14 protein-coding genes are annotated in these 16,913 nt (G+C 47.1%); 8 read left to right on the forward strand and 6 right to left on the reverse strand.

Annotated elements, in window-relative coordinates:
- Nucleotides 1-8: 8 nt before the first annotated feature.
- A complete protein-coding gene (locus VHA_RS04980) occupies nt 9-1,430 on the reverse strand; it encodes an IS1182-like element ISGho1 family transposase (RefSeq protein WP_005502426.1) in 1,422 nt (473 codons plus the stop codon).
- Between the two features lie 128 nt (nt 1,431-1,558).
- Nucleotides 1,559-1,732 carry an ATPase gene (locus VHA_RS04985; RefSeq protein WP_005502428.1) on the reverse strand — a complete coding sequence of 58 codons (174 nt, stop codon included), beginning with the start codon at nt 1,730-1,732 and terminating at the stop codon, nt 1,559-1,561.
- Nucleotides 1,733-2,016: 284 nt separating this feature from the next.
- Between VHA_RS04985 and VHA_RS04990 the strand changes: the two genes are divergently transcribed.
- From VHA_RS04990 to VHA_RS05000, 3 genes are all read left to right on the forward strand, one after another.
- Nucleotides 2,017-2,901, forward strand: a complete 885-nt coding sequence (locus tag VHA_RS04990) for a PhzF family phenazine biosynthesis protein (protein ID WP_005502430.1) — start codon at nt 2,017-2,019, stop codon at nt 2,899-2,901.
- Nucleotides 2,902-3,077: 176 nt separating this feature from the next.
- Nucleotides 3,078-4,289 carry an EAL and HDOD domain-containing protein gene (locus VHA_RS04995; protein ID WP_005502432.1) on the forward strand — a complete coding sequence of 404 codons (1,212 nt, stop codon included), beginning with the start codon at nt 3,078-3,080 and terminating at the stop codon, nt 4,287-4,289.
- Nucleotides 4,290-4,293: 4 nt separating this feature from the next.
- A complete protein-coding gene (locus VHA_RS05000; protein ID WP_005502445.1) occupies nt 4,294-7,632 on the forward strand; it encodes a response regulator in 3,339 nt (1,112 codons plus the stop codon).
- A 464-nt stretch (nt 7,633-8,096) separates the two neighbouring features.
- Here VHA_RS05000 and VHA_RS05005 read toward each other — a convergent pair whose 3' ends face one another.
- Both VHA_RS05005 and VHA_RS05010 read right to left on the reverse strand, forming a co-directional pair.
- The gene (locus VHA_RS05005) at nt 8,097-8,576 is read right to left on the reverse strand and encodes a PaaI family thioesterase (protein ID WP_005502447.1); all 480 of its coding nucleotides are present in this window, start codon (nt 8,574-8,576) and stop codon (nt 8,097-8,099) included.
- An 82-nt stretch (nt 8,577-8,658) separates the two neighbouring features.
- Nucleotides 8,659-9,180 (reverse strand): NUDIX hydrolase, encoded by a 522-nt coding sequence (locus VHA_RS05010; protein WP_040528260.1) that lies wholly within the window; start codon nt 9,178-9,180, stop codon nt 8,659-8,661.
- A gap of 251 nt (nt 9,181-9,431) precedes the next feature.
- On the opposite strand from VHA_RS05010, the gene VHA_RS05015 reads away from it, so the two are divergent.
- The 4 genes from VHA_RS05015 (at nt 9,432) to VHA_RS05030 (ending at nt 13,008) form a co-directional block, all read left to right on the forward strand.
- On the forward strand, nt 9,432-10,757 hold the full coding sequence (locus tag VHA_RS05015; RefSeq protein WP_005502450.1) for a DEAD/DEAH box helicase: 1,326 nt from the start codon (nt 9,432-9,434) through the stop codon (nt 10,755-10,757).
- A 106-nt stretch (nt 10,758-10,863) separates the two neighbouring features.
- On the forward strand, nt 10,864-11,676 hold the full coding sequence (locus VHA_RS05020) for an alpha/beta fold hydrolase (protein ID WP_005502451.1): 813 nt from the start codon (nt 10,864-10,866) through the stop codon (nt 11,674-11,676).
- A 195-nt stretch (nt 11,677-11,871) separates the two neighbouring features.
- Nucleotides 11,872-12,321, forward strand: coding sequence for a DUF302 domain-containing protein (locus tag VHA_RS05025; protein ID WP_005502452.1), 450 nt, complete (start codon nt 11,872-11,874; stop codon nt 12,319-12,321).
- Between the two features lie 261 nt (nt 12,322-12,582).
- Nucleotides 12,583-13,008 (forward strand): hypothetical protein, encoded by a 426-nt coding sequence (locus tag VHA_RS05030; protein WP_005502453.1) that lies wholly within the window; start codon nt 12,583-12,585, stop codon nt 13,006-13,008.
- Nucleotides 13,009-13,454: 446 nt separating this feature from the next.
- On the opposite strand, the gene VHA_RS05035 is transcribed toward VHA_RS05030, so the two are convergent.
- On the reverse strand, nt 13,455-13,967 hold the full coding sequence (locus VHA_RS05035; protein WP_005502454.1) for a hypothetical protein: 513 nt from the start codon (nt 13,965-13,967) through the stop codon (nt 13,455-13,457).
- Between the two features lie 290 nt (nt 13,968-14,257).
- Between VHA_RS05035 and VHA_RS05040 the strand changes: the two genes are divergently transcribed.
- Nucleotides 14,258-15,976 carry an SgrR family transcriptional regulator gene (locus VHA_RS05040; protein ID WP_005502455.1) on the forward strand — a complete coding sequence of 573 codons (1,719 nt, stop codon included), beginning with the start codon at nt 14,258-14,260 and terminating at the stop codon, nt 15,974-15,976.
- A gap of 20 nt (nt 15,977-15,996) precedes the next feature.
- On the opposite strand, the gene VHA_RS05045 is transcribed toward VHA_RS05040, so the two are convergent.
- A complete protein-coding gene (locus VHA_RS05045) occupies nt 15,997-16,878 on the reverse strand; it encodes an AEC family transporter (RefSeq protein WP_005502457.1) in 882 nt (293 codons plus the stop codon).
- Between the last annotated feature and the right edge of the window lie 35 nt (nt 16,879-16,913).

Consider the following 16,913-nt stretch of genomic DNA (forward strand, 5'->3'; position numbering starts at 1 on the left):
TGTTATGTTCAGGCTGCTTTTAGCCCATAGACGCTAAATTGCGTCACTATCTGGACTATTTGGCGCGCATTGAGCCCAGTTTTGCGAAGATAAGCCTCCATCAGGGCTATCTTCTTGATGTTCTGTGCCGCTGCCGCCAGAAAGCACTGGATTTGTACTTTCAACAAGCCTCGGAATCTCGCATAGCGATGACCATGGTGCTGTTTGGCATCCGCGAAGCTGCGCTCCACCGTCTCTGCCCGTCGTCGGTACACTTTCTTTCCCCAGGCAGTCAGTCTCAGAGCGTTGGCATTCTCAACCGATTTCTCGAACAGGTGCCGGGTTATCACCCGTTTGTGGTTTTTACTCTTGGTGCAATCCTCACGCAGTGGGCAGGTTTTGCATGTCTGCGGATCAGAGTGATATTCACGGTATGCCTGACGGTTGGTGGTCTTGTAAATCAGCTCCTGTCCCTGAGGACAGAGATAGCGGTCCGTCTCTTTATCGTAATGAAAGTGCTTTTTCTTGATAGGATTCTTCGTACGGTGAGGCCGGCGGTATCCCATCACCGGCAGGATTTGGCGCTGCTCCAGTTCATGGCAGATAGTCGCGGTGAAGTAACCAGCATCAAGCCCGGCGGCAACAGGCGAGAGCGTAAAGCGCGCTAACGTGGTATCCAGACGAGCGATATACGGTTGGGCATCATTCACATTGCCTGGCGTGACATGGGTGTCGAGGATGATGCCGTGTTTGCCGTCGACGGTGCGATGGTCAAGGTAGAAGAAGCCCTGTGGTTTTTGGTCCCGTGTCATGAACCCGCTGTCTGGGTCGGTGGTGCTGACTTTGGTGTTTTTCTCAATGTGACCATCTTTCGGCTTGAGTGGGCGTTTTCCTTCTGCTGCGCGGTCAGCGTCAACCGCTTCATCCAACAGCTCGGCATAAGCACTGACGTTTTGTTTCACTAGTTCGTTACGGTATTTACGCTTGTTGGCATTGGCTTTCAGGTGAGTGCTGTCGGTAAACAAGGTACGTCCATCGACCATGCCTTTGCTCATCGCCTGTTCGACGATACGGATGAAGATGCGTTCGAACACGTCGGTATCGTTGAAGCGACGGCGGCGATTCTGGCTCAAGGTGGACGCATCAATCACCTTTTCAGTGAGTGACATTCGCAGGAACCAGCGGTAAGCGACATTGACCTCGATGTCTTTGACGAGCTGGCGTTCACTTTTGGCGCCGAAGAGGAAGCCAAGGAGCAGGATTTTGAACAGGCGAACGGGGTCTATCGCAGGGCGGCCATTGTAGTGGCAATAGAGGTGGGCGACCTCGTCGCGGATAAATTCAAAGTCGACGGCAGCATCGATTTTGCGAACGAGATGGTTTTTGGGGACCAACTGTTCGAGTGTCACCATCTCGATTTCATATTGCTGAGGGCCAGGGTCTTTAAGCATGTCACCACATCCATGATTGGTTTGCTTATCCCTTATTAGATCAAAGCCCCAGCCAAATAGCCAGGGCTTTGTCAGCAGTCTGACGCGCCATAGAAGGGCGCGTATACTCTCAGATAAGTCTGTCAAGATCAGTGCGTTTTCTTGCCACCAAAATACTTTTCCAGAATCTCAGGTGTTAATTCACCTTTGGCTTCAAGCGCTTTAAGCTCTGCTGCAATGCGCTTTTGCTCTTCCATTGAAGGTAAAGGAATATCCGGTTCGCGTTCTGGCGCATGTTTAATCAGGTTTTCTATATCGATCATGCCGTCTTTCACCTATTAAGCGTTTAAGGTCATTTTAATGAAAAAGCGCAAGTGCTAGCAAGTTTGCGAGTTTCATATCTGTGGGGTGACGAATCTTAATCAATGTCTTGTGTTTTGCGCTAATTTATAACACTGTAACAAATAGAAAATAAACGTTACATGTTCAGGTGCCGTACTTCATTGATGTTAATAACGAAAATGATGCCGAGAATATGCAAGCCTGATAAAACCAGTGAACTTGGTTGCTTGTGTATCACTATAATAAGAATGAAGGGAAGGTAGCTATGTCAGATTATATTGAAGTCTACGTTGTGAATGCATTTGTCGCTGACAATCAGGGGGGGAATCCTGCTGGAGTAGTTCTTAACGGCGAGAATCTCAGTGCCAAACAAATGCAGTCCATTGCCGCAGATTTAGGCTATTCTGAAACTGCGTTTGTTTTACCCTCCCAAAAAGCAGATTATCACGTCCGCTTTTTCACGCCGACTGAAGAGGTCAATCTCTGTGGTCATGCAACTGTCGGTACATTTTCGACGCTGTATAAAGTTGGGAAAATTGAAGCCGGTGACTATACCCAGGAAACAGGTGCTGGCGTGCTGGGCGTGTCTATTACTCCGGAAGGCCGTATCAACATGCAGCAGGCATTACCGACGTTCGGCAACTCGTTCAATGCAGAGGACATTGCGCCACTGCTTGGTCTTACCGCTGAAGATATTCTTGCAACTGGCCTACCAGTCAAGTCTGTCTCGACTGGGCTGTGGGATGTCATTGTACCTGTGAATAACGAAAACCGTTTGTTGCAGATCACGCCGGATTTTGACGCGATTTCTGCCTTCAATCACAAGTCTAAAACTGGTGCTATCCACGTATTTGCGCTAACACCTACTGAGTCTGATATTTCCGCACGCTGCAGGAATTTTGCCCCGTTGCTGGGTATCAATGAAGAGTCTGCAACGGGTAGTGCGGCAGGGGCACTGGCATCTTACCTTCACGTGTATCAAGGTGGTAAATACCGCTATCTGTTCGAGCAAGGTGAGGTGTTAAACAGGCGCTCTCGGCTTTGGGCAAGTGTTGAATCTGATGATGAAAAGATCACGGCAGTATTTGTCGGCGGAATGAGCGATAAGCCCCTGCGAATTCCATATCGGCTGAGTGAAGTCACGACGTAATAGTCAAAAGGCGCGAAACCGCTCTTTTTTATGCCATTGAACGGGCAGGCATGTGACTTATACCTAAACAACCTGAACCCTGGATAGATTGAGTATATTTAGCGGAAAAAGAAGGAAAAATACCACCAGTAGTCTAATTTTTAATTAGGGTTTCTTACAAGTGGGACGTGTACTGCGTGGCCGAAATATTCTTTTCCTGTCAGCCGGTTTTCGACAACGACCTCGAACAATGGGGGAGTGAATTGCTCTTTCGCGAGGGGTTGGAAAACAAATTCCCATCCATTGACGAGGATACGGCAACGTCCCGTATCCTCAGTGCAAACTTTTTGGCGTGTGGTGGTAAGCCGGGAGATACCCGTTACATTGTCAGCTTCGGCGAATCTTCGCTGGTAGACGAAATTCCTCTAGCAATGCCACCACAGAGCCTGATTATCTCTATTACTGATGATTGCACGCCCAAACCAGAGGTTGTCAGTAAACTGCGCATCTATCGAACAGAAGGTTACCGGATCCTGATGGACGGTCAGGCTATGGTGAATGAATGGCGAAATTATCTGGAACTGGTGGATATATTCAGTATCAGTATGGAGCGTTCAAAACCATCCGAATGGGAGGAGGCGATTGAGCAGTATTCACAACAAGTTTTCCTGGCAAGAAAAGTAGAAAAACAAGAAGAATTGGTTGCTGCGCAAAGCAGTGGATTTGCATTGTTTCAGGGATACTTTTTTGAGAGGCCACAAATTAAACGCTCTGAAGACATTGCCCCCTCAGTAATGTCCCTTTTGGATGTCTACATCACTGTCAATCGTAACCCGGATGATATTGATACGTTGACAAAAATCATCTCGAAAGACGTTTCACTGTTTTACAAGGTGGTGGCTAGCGCCAACATTCTGGCGAAAACCAAAGCCAATAAAATCTCCAACCCAAGGCAGGCCGTGGTGTATCTTGGGGTTCAGGCGTTACGTCGGCTTGTTTCTTTATTGATCATGTCAAATCTGAATCATCAACATGCCCACCAACTGCAAAGTGTCTCCCTTACCCGGGCAACATTTCTTTCTTCACTGAACATCTATGGCGGCGGTGCTTTCAACAAAGATGAGGCGTTCATTGTGGGAGCTTTTTCCATGCTTAATGTTATGCTCAGTAAGCCGATGGCAGACATTGTTGGAGACTTGGATCTCTCCAATGATGTCAAGCGTGCTTTAATCGGTAAGGAGGGCATCTACGGGCAATTGTTAAGCCTGTGCCATGATATAGAACATGCGAATTGGAACGGCGTGGTTCACTGGTGTAACCAAATGAAGTTGAATGACAGAGCCGTTTTGAAAGAGTTCGAACAGGCTCGCAGTAGCACGGCGGAAATCACCGCCAGCATGCAGGTGTAACAGTATGCTGATGATGCGGACAAAACTCGCCATCATTCTGTTGATCTGCGGCACGTTGATCCTCGGTGTATTTGGCGTCTTCAATTATCACAAAACCCATGAACGTCTCTATGGCCAGATGGACTATAAACTTTCTGCGATCGCCACACGCCTTGCCTATCGGCTTCCTGAAAATATGTGGAATTATGATTTTGATACCGTTATAAAAGATTTGGAAAGTGAGTCCACTTCCCGGTTTGTTTATCGCATTGAGGTCATATCAAAAGACGATAATTTTCGCCATATTACCGCTCCCAAAGATGGTGAGTTTGACAACGAATTCCGGTTGCGCAGTATTCCTCTTATTTATAACGGATTAGACGACGAGACCAAAGTCGGTGATTTGATCATCTATGAAGACCCCAGATCGGTTGAAAGTACGCTGACCTCTGAAATTGTCTCCGGTATCGTACAGGTTTTCTTGCTCGATCTGATTATTATGTTCCTGATCTGGAAATATGCGCGGGCAATTAAAGAAATAGAATCGAGCAAGAACTACCTCAACACTATCATTCACAGTTACAAAGATGGCCTATTGGTTCTGGGAGAGAATCACCAAGTTTCCACGTTGAATGAAGCAGCAAAGCGAATGTTTGAGCTGGATGATGTGCCGTTGGAGGATATCACGTTGTCGAAGATCATCGCCAAAGTGGTACCAGATTCACGCGCCTACTTCTCCCAGTCACTCTATGGGTTTAATACTAAAAACATAAACTACGAACTGATCCGAACCCATGACCGGCAGATTGTGCAGGTGCGTTCCAACAAAATAGATGTTAACGAAAAAACGCTTCAGGTCGCCATTATCCGGGATATTACTGAACAACACCTCGACAAGATGAAAGTGTCAAAAGGCGCTGAGCTCTTTTCCGCTGTAAAAACCCTGCAAGATAAATTTCTGGTCAGTGATGACTTCCATAACAGTTTCCGTGAGGTGCTGAAAATCCTGTTGAAGATAGGAGAGAGCAACCACGGCATTATTGTTGAACTTGATCACGGGGAGCCAGACAGGTATCGGGTGTTGGCGCAAACAAGACTTATCGCCAATGGCTATGTGTCGGAAGATTTTGTCCGTGACGTAGTGGGACGGGTTATCGATACCAAAAAAGGCGACAGGAGTCTTCAGTTGATGGGACTTTCGGCCAACAGTGGAAAACTGATTATTAATGCACTCAGCATGCCTCTCTATCTCTCTAACCAGTTGGTGGGCGTTGTTTGCTTATTTGATGAGTCTACCAATTATGAAGACGATCTGGTGTCCTGGTTAGAGCCAGTGCTTTCCAGTTTGAGTGCTATGGTGAACTTTGTTCGCCAGAAAAAGCTCAATGACATGATTTCAGAGGAAATGGTTCGAGCCAAAGAAGACGCTGAGCGAGCGAACGAGGCCAAAACCAATTTTCTGGCAATGATGAGCCATGAGATCCGTACCCCGATGAATGGGATCGTGGGTATGTCGAATTTGCTAAAGGAAACGGATCTCAACCAACAGCAATCCTACTTCGTCGATACGCTTATTCACTCTTCTAACGCGTTACTCAATATCATCAACGATGTGCTTGATCTCACCAAAATTGAAGCAGGGAAAATGCGTCTGATTGAACAGGAAAGCGAATTGACAGATCTGGTGCATGATGCACTTGTTGTGTTTCACGCTAAAGCAGTGGAAAAGAGCCTGCGTTTGCATTGCCTGATTGATCCCCATTTACCGCGCTGGTTAATACTGGATCCTGTCCGCTATACCCAAATCATCCTTAATTTGGTGGGGAATGCGCTCAAATTTACCAAGCATGGTTCAGTGATGGTGCATTTAAGTCTGGTGACGGAAGGGGGATCAGACATGCTGCGGCTGGAAGTGAAAGACTCGGGTATAGGCATTCCCGAAGACAAGCTGCATAACATCTTTGAGAACTTTACTCAGGTGGATAATTCCTATTCCCGCTCTTATCAGGGAACTGGGTTAGGTTTACCCGTCTGTCGTAAGTTTATTGAGTTGATGGATGGCGACATACGTGTCGTCAGTAAAGAAGCTGTCGGTACCACATTTACGGCCGATGTGCCGCTTGTTGTGACACCGAAGCGCCCGCATACATTGCTGGAAGGGTTGGTTGTCAATCCAGATGTCCGGGATATGAAGGTGTTGGTGGTCACCGAGGATGCCCAACTCTACATGGTGCTCAGCACTTACCTGGAAAGCATGGGTATGGCTGTTGAGCAGCTTTATGGTAAAAGCGTATTGTCGGAAAGCATAGACGGTTCGAGCTTACTGATCATCGATGACAACATGATGAGCGATGTCCGGCCCGCGATTAGCCGAGCGGCGAATACCATTTTGATCAGTCATAACGGTATTGTAGAGCAGATGGGGATGCCTTGTCTGATCAACCCAATCAACCCATATGCCCTTGCTCATGCTTTAACGTATGATTCGCCAATCGAAAACAACCTGCAGGAAGAGAATGTTGAACCAGTCCATTTTGGTGGTTTGAAAGTATTGATTGCAGAAGACCATTTGGTTAACCAAGATTTGATGGTATTGGTACTCAATAGCCTTGGGTGTGAATCTACGTTGGCAGATAATGGGTTACAGGCGCTCGAACAACACAAAGCCAATCCTTTCGATTTAATTCTGATGGATTGTCAGATGCCAGAAATGGATGGCTTTGAAGCGACCCGTAACATCCGTGATTTCGATCAAAACGTCCCCATCATTGCGGTGACAGCCAATGCGTTGTCAGGGGATGCAGAACGTTGTCTGGAAGCGGGGATGAACGCACATTTGGCGAAGCCTTTTACTAAAGATCAATTGGTTAACCTGATGATGTTGTACGTATCTGATGCCAAAAGAAACCCGGTGTCGGAGGAATGGACGTTTCAGCGCGAGACCAGTGTTGAAGCGGAAGACCATACTAAAGGGGAGCGGCTGTCTCCCGCCATTGTAGCGTGTACCAGTTTCGATCTTGATCAGCTTAAAGATCAGGTAGGGGATAGTGCCGAGCTGTTAACCCATATTCTCACCAAATACCTTTCAACCCAACAGGCCGATCTTGATGCATTTGAATCTGCGATGAAAGTGTCAGACATGTCTGGTGTGAGAAAAATTGCTCACAAGATGAAAGGTGCAGCCGCTATGATTGGTGCCAGGGAACTGGCCGATATTTGTCTTTCTATTGAAAAGGAAGACGTTGAAGCGTCCGATACCATTCCTATTCAGCGGAAGTTAGAACAAATTCATGATAAAACGGCAGCCATCCGTCGTGAAATAGAAAACCTCGTTCGGAGTCATCTGCACTTTACTTCTTTGTGATACAAACCAGCGTTTGTTGGTTTTGTCCATGTTGATTATACCCCCAGAGCCTTACAGTTTTTCTGCCAAATAAAACATCAGCCTGCCTGGCGATGAGGCTCGTTGAAAAGTCTTCTTTGTACATGTATTTTTCATTTAAGAATCTTGCTATGTATCACACACCAAAAAAGCATTAAAAAGTAGCGTATATTTCTACTCTGAATTTTCACTATAAAAAACAATGAAATAGACTTATTTTTCGTCTGTGGATAACGAACTTTTTATCCACAAAAACAGTTGATAAGTCGGTAGACTTCTCATGGGGGTACTGATCTGGAGCGGCTTACGAGAATGTCAATACCTGGACTGTCTAAAGGGAGAGAAGTGAAATGTCCGGTTGCAGAAAAAGACAAAACCTGCCTCCGCCAATCACGAAGATTTTGTGATTGAAGTTGAGCAAGTTTTGTTTATATACAAGAGATTGACTATTTGCTGATGGCTTTAACTGAAAGTGTGAGATCAAACAAAGCCATCGGTTCGTCACCATGAAGGCTTGGGCAGGTAGCCGTAATACGGACTGGCTGGTTAACCCGTTCGCCAGTGGAAAGGGTTTGGTCGAGCATTTGGTCAATCAGCTTTCCATCATTGCAGGTAAACAGTACATCGGCCTCTGGTCGTTTCAGGAACTCGGCAGTGACAGCCTTAAACGCGAGTGAGATCTTCTTGCCCCTGGTTTCCGCTTTACTCATGGCCATAAAGCCGCCTGCCACATCAGCGCCTACAGCGAGAGTGCCGAAATACATGCTGTTGAGGTGGTTTTTGGTTTTACGCTTCAACGGAATTCGGATTTGTACTTGCTCTTCATCCAAGACCAAAATTCTGGGGCGGCAATACCAGATGAGGGGAACCTTGAAAAAGCCAAACAGTTTGAGCATGCGGTTGGCGTGGGCGAGCGTCTGTTTCATGCTTCATCCTTGAAAAGAAAGATGTTCTCACCCTATGGTTCAACTGGTCGGATGTCAATGTTAATGCTTTGTGAAAATTCACCTATGTGATCAGTCCGAGCAATTGGGCCCGGCAAAACGCCACAATGGTTTTGCTGTCCTGAATCACATCATTGGCAATCATGCGTTGCACCTCATTGACGCTGAAATGTACCACTTCAATGATTTCATCCGCGTCCATTTCAGCACTGCATGGGTGAAGCTGTCTGGCGACAAAAAGGTGCTGGGTTTCATTGCAGAATCCGGGCGCAGGCAGGGATTCGCCGATAGCATGCCATTCCTCAGCCCTGAGCTGCGCTTCTTCCGCAAGTTCACGCTCTGCACAGACACGGGGAGATTCATGGGCCTCAAGTGTCCCAGCTGGAAATTCATAAATCCACTGGCGGATAGACGGGCGATACTGGCGAATCATGACCAGTTTACCGTCGTCAGCAACGGGCAGGATCAGCACGGCACCGGGGTGTTCAAGGGTGATGTGTTTCGTGACAAGGCCATTTGGCAGGATGTGCTCACCCTCTTCCAAAGAGAACCTTTTCCAGGCAAAAAGTTGTTTCGGTTTATTCATCGTGTGGGGTCCCAGTTAGATAAGCAAAGTACACTACGCCGATTACCGGGTAATAGAGATAATGGGTTGTTTTATGTACTTGAAAATGTGATCCATACCAATAAAAACTGCGTCTAATTCCAGAAGTATGGTAGAATCCGCGCCAATTTTGTGGGAGTTGGGAAAGCCATGTGGGCGCAATAACTCCCTGTACCAACGCAAGTTACCGCTATTTGGTGACTTGGTATAGATGATAATTCTGGAGTATTACCTTGCAATTTGAAGACCTGGGTTTAGACAAACGCCTTTTAAAAACGATGGAGCTTTGGGGATTTGATACCCCGACGGATGTGCAGGCATCTGCGATTCCTGTCGTTTGTGCAGGGAAAGATCTGCTTGCGTCGTCTAAAACCGGATCAGGTAAAACACTGGCTTTCCTCTTGCCGGCATTACAGCGTGTGATGCGCAGTAAAGCATTCAGCCGTTCTGGTCCCAGAGTTGTGGTTCTGGCTCCCACCCGTGAACTGGTAAAACAGGTGTATGGCGAGCTACGTAAACTGCTTGCTGGCACACAGTTCAAAGGGATGCTGATTCTGGGTGGAGAGAACTTCAACGATCAAGCAAAAGAGTTTCGTAAAAACCCTGCCTTTATCGTGGCGACGCCAGGCCGTTTGGCGGACCATCTGGAGCATCGTCACCTGTCATTGGAAGGCTTGGAGCTGCTGATTCTGGATGAAGCTGACCGTATGCTGGATCTGGGCTTTGCGCCACAATTAAAAGCAATTAACAGCGCTGCAAACCACCGTCGCCGCCAGACGTTGATGTTTTCAGCAACACTCGATCACCAGCAGGTGAATGAGATTGCAGCGGATATGCTTAAAGATCCCAAACGTGTTGCCATTGGCTTTGTGAATGAAGAGCACAAAGACATCGAACAGCGTTTTTTCCTGTGCGATCACCTTGACCACAAACAGGCTTTGCTCGATCGGGTGATGGAGCAAGAGTCTTACCAGCAAGTGATGATCTTTACGGCGACACGTGCAGACACAGATCGCTTGGCGACATGGTTTGTCGAACGTGGCATCAAAGCGGTTGCCCTGAGTGGTGACCTGAGCCAAAGCGCCCGTAACCGTATCATGAATGAGTTCGAGCGTGGCCTGCACAAAGTGTTGGTGACCACGGATGTTGCGTCCCGTGGATTGGATATTTCGAATGTTTCCCATGTGGTGAATTTCGATATGCCAAAACATGCTGAAGAATACGTGCACCGTATTGGTCGCACCGGCCGTGCGGGCAATAAAGGTATTGCAATCTCATTCGTGGGGCCGAAAGACTGGAACAGCTTTAAAAATATTGAAGGCTTTCTGGACAAACGCATGAGTTTCCAAACCCTTGAAGGCCTGGAAGGGAAGTTCAAAGGACTGGCACCGAAGAAAAAGAAAACCTTCAGCAAAAAGCCGCAACACAAGAAGAAGGGGGACAAACCTACCCAGAAAAAAGCGGCAGTACCGAAAAAGCGCAACAAAAGCTTCTACCAAGGCGTGGCTGTGGGTGAGCAGGTGTTTGCGATTAAAAAGAAAAAGCCGACAGAAGAATAATCGGGCTGGACTGAAAATAGCGCCTTTCACTGGCGCTTTTTTATCGTTTGTATAGAGCAAAAACAGAAAAGTAAAAAACCAAAGATAAAAGCTAAAGGAAAATGAAATGCATACAGCTCAGATAAACGGCAAAAACATGTCGTACTTGGATGTTGGCGAAGGCCCGGTTGTGTTGTTTGGTCACAGCTACCTTTGGGATTGCGATATGTGGCGACCGCAAATCGAGGTACTCAGCAAAAAGTACCGTTGCATTGTGCCTGAACTGTGGGCGCATGGTCAGTCAGAGGATGCACCGGAAACCACCACATCGCTGATTGATTATGCTGACGATATTCTCTTGCTGATGGATAGCTTAGACATTGAACAGTTTGCGCTGGTTGGTTTGTCTGTTGGTGGCATGTGGGGCACTGAACTGGCATTGAAAGCGCCGGGCCGGGTGAATGCACTGGTGCTGATGGATACCTTTATCGGCTATGAACCGGAGGTAGCCAAAGAAAAGTACTTTGCGATGTTTGATACTATCGAGCAAATGGGTATGATCCCGCCCTCCATGGTGGATACAATTACGCCCCTGTTTTTCGCCAACGATGCTGAAACGGCCAACCCCGGATTGGTTTCTGCCTTCAAGGATAAGTTAACGAGCTTGAATGGTGAGTCAGCAAAAAATATTGTCAAGGTTGGGCGAATGGTCTTCGATCGCCGTGACACGTTTGACGATATTGAAAAATTGACGATTCCAACGCTCATTCTGGTAGGGGCCGAAGATAAACCACGCCCTCCGCTGGAATCTATGTTGATGCATGATGCGATTGATGGCAGCGAATACAAGGTCATCCCTAACGCGGGACATATCAGCAACCTTGAACAGGCAGATGTTGTTACCCAGGCGCTCACCGATTTTCTTTCTCGCTACCTGTAAATCCCCGAAAGCCGTTAAGGCGGCTTTCTCTTTGTCGTCAAACAGCGCTCAGCCTTGTATATCAGTTTGAGCATTTTCAGGTTGGTTGGGTATATTTGTGTGGCAGAGGTTACAAAATGCACCATCCAATGTGATTTTTTATCTATTTCCCTTTTCTAGTATGTGAGTTGAACACAACAGAAAGGGAAGACGACAATGAAAAAACTCGCCGTGGCTACGATTGCATCACTTTTATCCGTTTCAGTGGCAAAAGCGGAAGAAGGGCTGATTCAGATACAGAGCGCCAATTCAGTGGCAGAGACAGCAAGCAAGGTTGAAATGTTCTTGAAGGAAAAAGGCTTAACCCAGTTTGCACGCATTGATCATGCTGCCAATGCGGAAAAGGCAGGATTAACGCTCAGACCGACGGAAGTCATTATTTTTGGTAACCCGAAAGTAGGGACGCCCTTGATGCAATGTGCCCAAAGTATTGCTATCGATTTACCGCAGAAAATGCTGATAAGTCAGGATGCTGATAACAACGTTTGGTTGGCCTACAACGATCCAGTGTACCTCAGGGATCGCCACAACATGGAAGGGTGCGAGAATGTGCTCAATAAGGTGTCAAAGGTGTTGGCAGCCATGGGGAAAACAGCGACCAACTGATTTTCCGAGCATTCATATTGCCCAGTCTGATACTGGGCGTATGCCCGCATGTATTGGAACCAACATCGTTAAGAAGTCGTGTCGCCTATACTGTCGATAAAAAACCCAATAGGCGGAATATTTTTTTGCTTCCTGTCACAAAATCCCCTTTATCAGATGAAAGGGTTTGCACTACTATACGCAAATGGCCTGAAGATGCTCGACTTCAGGTGATTTGATGGATATATGCAGGCTCAACCATTTCAATATAGGCGGATTATTATGAAAAAGGCTATTGCTTCAATGGCTATTATGTTCGCGCTGACAGGCTGTGAAGAAGCAAACGAAGCGATCGACAAGGCGCAAGAAGTGGCGACCAGCGCTGCAGAAAGTATTCAGGAAAAAATGGACTCCGTTGATCTTGGTGAACTGAATTTGGATTCGCTGGAAAGTGCGACAGCATATGCTAAAGCGCTCACTGAGTCGATGGAAGAAGCACTCCGTGCTGATCTTACCGATGCTGATGTGGTTGCAAAGGTTCAGGAAAAAGTGGCGAACTCTTACGCCTGCCTTATCGATGCCACCTCAGAAAATACGGCTGAACAACTGCTCAATAAATTTATGTCAGCTATCAATGATGAGGACGCGCAGTCCCTGATTGAAAAAGGTGTGGAAAAAGCCAAAGCGGCGAAAGCGTGCGTGATGTAACCGACGTGAATGCCTCCTTTTAAAGGTTGACGTATTGTCAGCCTTTTTTAATCAGTGATGCATTTTTGTCTCCATTCACACTTTTCATTTCGGCAGCAAACTTTTTGCCTAAAAAGTTAACATTTAGTGAGATTTGCTTTTCGGATTTCGCTATACTCCCGCCTGAACAAAAAATCAGCAATTTGCAAAAGTAAGACGTGGCGTCATGACAGCGCGACGACAAGCTAGCAAAAATTATAGGAGAGGAACATGGAGACTGTTTTAGTTGTCGCATTTATCGTTGGAGCGTTCTTTATCGTGAAAAAAGAGCGTGCTTGTCGTTCATAGCTCATTGATGTTGACTGTTTGATATCATTTTATACTCCTTTTTACAGTCGAATAACATGGTGCTGAACACAAAAGCAGAGCCTGGCGCTTTGCTTTTTTTGTTTGGTTTTACCAACGCATTACAGCTCACCAACCACAGTGCCTTCGCTGGCTAACGCATACAGGTGATGCCTGATGCTGTTTTTTGCTTCGGCCGAAAGACCGAAGACATCGTAAATCCCAATCACCTTCCCAGTTGTTTCTTCCGATGTGACCAGCATTCCTGTTGCAACAGGTGCACCTTGCTGCATGCCGACAAACAGCTGAACCTGCATTCCTTCCGGGAGGGGAAGATCTGTCAGTGATAGTTGGGAAAGAAACGCTATCAGGGTTTCGCGTTCATGTTCCGGCCATTTCAGTGACAGGGTTTTGGCGTATCGCACCATCAGGGGGTGACAATCGACTTCATAGACGATGAGGCTTCCTCTTTTTTCTACGGTTGCTACATCAATTTCAACAGGCTCGGCTTCTGCGGCCTTGTATAAACGTAGCCCTTCTTTACTTTCCAAGGTGGGAAACTGGGCGCTTTCAACATGGCTGGCCATCCAGGCGCGCTTTTTGTGAAAGTGCGAGAGAATGATAGATTTACTCATGAAAACTCCGGTTTTTATGAGGTGAGCGATCCGTGTACAAATCGTTCCTCCAACATCATGAAGGCAATCTTCAATCGTGGCTTGATAATAACGCTGCTGGATGAAATAACAATGTCTTGCTCACAAAATGAGGAAATATCACGACCGAGTGTCGATAATTTGATCAAGTGTGTTCAATCCACGCCAACACCAAGTAACGTAGGCTTATACATTGATAGTAAATTAAAAAATCAGGTATAAAATAGGGAAGTAAACTCCATCATTGCCCACACTTTAGGTTCCGCTTTTTTATGTCTGGACAACGTCTGCAAACCCAGTTTTCAATGATTTATACCCATTTCGGGGGAAAAGACAGCGATACCAACCTTGAAACTATGTCAGAGATCTTCTGCTGCACCCGGCGTAATGCCCGGATGGTGCTGAACAAAATGGCAGGGCAGGGTTGGCTGAGCTGGGAGCCAGCCGTAGGGCGGGGAAAAATGAGCCGCCTGACGTTCCACCGCAGTGATGCAGATCTTCAAATGAAGCGGGTTAGGAAATGGGTTAAAGAAGGCAAGCTGGATGCAGCCTTGGAAGAGCTTGACAATGATGCAGCCAAACTGGCGAGGTTGATTCAAGAGCAATTGGGTGTCTCCACCCTCGAAGGGCGGCAGATTATCCGCCTGCCGTATTACCGTTCATTCCCTATACTGAATCCGGCCAAGCCGTTGCGACGCTCTGAGCAACACCTGGTAAGGCAAATTTTCAACGGCCTCACACGTATTAACGAGTCCACAGAGAAAGTGGAACCTGATTTGGCACACCATTGGGAGACGTTGTCTGACACGCACTGGCGTTTCTATTTGCGTCCGGCTGTCAGATTCCATGATGGAACGTTGCTTTGCAGCGAAGATGTTATTTGGTCACTTAAAGCCGTGTCTTCCCGTCCATATTTTTCGCATATCGAGCGCATTGAAGCGCCGACGGAAAACGTGGTCGATATTTATTTGAACCGTCCGGATTGTCGGCTTGCTGAAACGCTCGCCGTTCCTATGGCATCAATCCAATCGAAGAAAGTGGCACACAGTAAAGAAGCGGATGCGTTTCCGGTTGGAACAGGCCCTTACCGCATTGTTGAAAACAACAGCCGTCAGTTGGTGTTGAAAGCCCATGACCAATATTTTGGCTTCCGTGCCTTAACCGATGAAATTGAAATCTGGGTTTTAGACAGCGCTGCAATGTGTTATTTGCAGCCGACAGCGTCGCTGGATCCGACGGCATTGGATTCGCGCCAGGGTGCGTTAAAAAGTGCAGCAAACCAAAGGCTGGAATTGGATGAAGGTTGCAATTATCTGTTGTTGAACCGTAAAACCGGATTGGCCAAAGATCCGGCATGGGCAGAATATTTCAGCCAACGTGTTTCCTCCCTGTTTCTGTTACCTCACCTTGCTGAGCGGGGCATTGGTGAGTATCGCTTGACGAATGCTTATGGTTTGGTTCCTGGCTGGATTCATACCAGAACAGCCAGACAGGATGTCAAGCCTCCTGCGATGGGCAAATTGCGTCTGGTACACCAGAAAGATAACCCATTGTTCCCATTGCTTGCTGCCGCCTTAAGGGAAATGTTGGCGCAGGACGGGGTTGATCTTGAAATCAGCACGGTTTCATATGAGGAGATGATGCTGCCAAAAAATGCCAAAAAGGTAGATGTTTGGCTTTGTGGAATGAGCCTTGGGAATAAGCGTCATGATGCTATCTTGCCTTGGTTGTTGAGCTTCGAACATATTTCTGCGGCGATGCCTGAAAAGGAGTTCATCCAGTTGAAGGAGAAAGTGGCACAGTGGAGAGAAGCTGAAAATGTGGTGTTTGATGCAGAGTCGATAGGACGCTCTTTGGTGGAATCTTCACAGATAGTCCCGCTTTTCCATATATGGTTAGGTGTGGTTGATGGGCAAGAATTGGAAGATGTCGCTTCAAACAGGATTGGCTGGTTCGACTTTAAATCGGTCTGGAAAAAACCGATTGTGTAGGAAAAGAACCGGACGTGGGGTCAGAACCAGGCAAATGCGGCCATCAACAGTAAAGGAAGTGTCACCAGAGTAAGGAAGTTCCCAAATAGCACCATTGAGGCCACCTTATCGGCACCGACTTTAAATCGTTCGGCAAACAGGAAATTCAACACGGCGGGTGGCAGCATGGCAAACAATAACATCATGCGAAGGTGCTCTGATGGCAATGGAACAAAGAAATATATCACCGCAAAACTGATGGCACCGGTCAGTAAGCTGAGAATGGTGCTTAACAGGCCCACCCTGAGCCCTGACCATTGAATAGCGGTGAGTTGGACGCCCAGGGAAATTAGCATTACTGGCACCGCCGCATTGCCAATGAGCGTCATGGCTTCATTCAACGGATCCCAAACCGTCCAGCCATTAAAATTAAACACCAACGCCAGCATTGAGGCCCAGAGCAGGGGCATTCTAAGCACGTTATTGAAACGGTATTCGCTATTGCTGAGTAGCGCCAAGCCTACAGTGACGTGGAGCATCATTGACACGACAAACAACAAAATTGCGGGGGCTTCAGCGCTCTGCCCAAACGCATAACCAAACAGTGGAATAGCGAGATTTCCACTGTTGCGGAACATTTGCGGGGGGCCCCAGGTTTTGAAGGGCAGTGACAATGTCTTGCCAATACCCATCATTAACATGCCTGGTAATAGAACGGCGATAAGTGCAGCAATAAACAAGGATGTTTGTTTGCTGCCCATTGGCATAACAGAAAGTGAGGTGAAAACGAGGCACGGCACCATTAAGTCAATGTTAATACGGTTGATATGGCGCATATCAGGTTTCAATGCTTTCCCGACAAAAAAGCCAGCGGCAACTACGGCAAAAACCGGAAACAGTATGCTGATGACTTTTTCGAGCATTTCTGGCCCTTACTGAGTTTTGGGATAAATGAAGT

This window comes from Grimontia hollisae CIP 101886 (assembly GCF_000176515.1).
GTDB lineage: Bacteria > Pseudomonadota > Gammaproteobacteria > Enterobacterales > Vibrionaceae > Enterovibrio > Enterovibrio hollisae.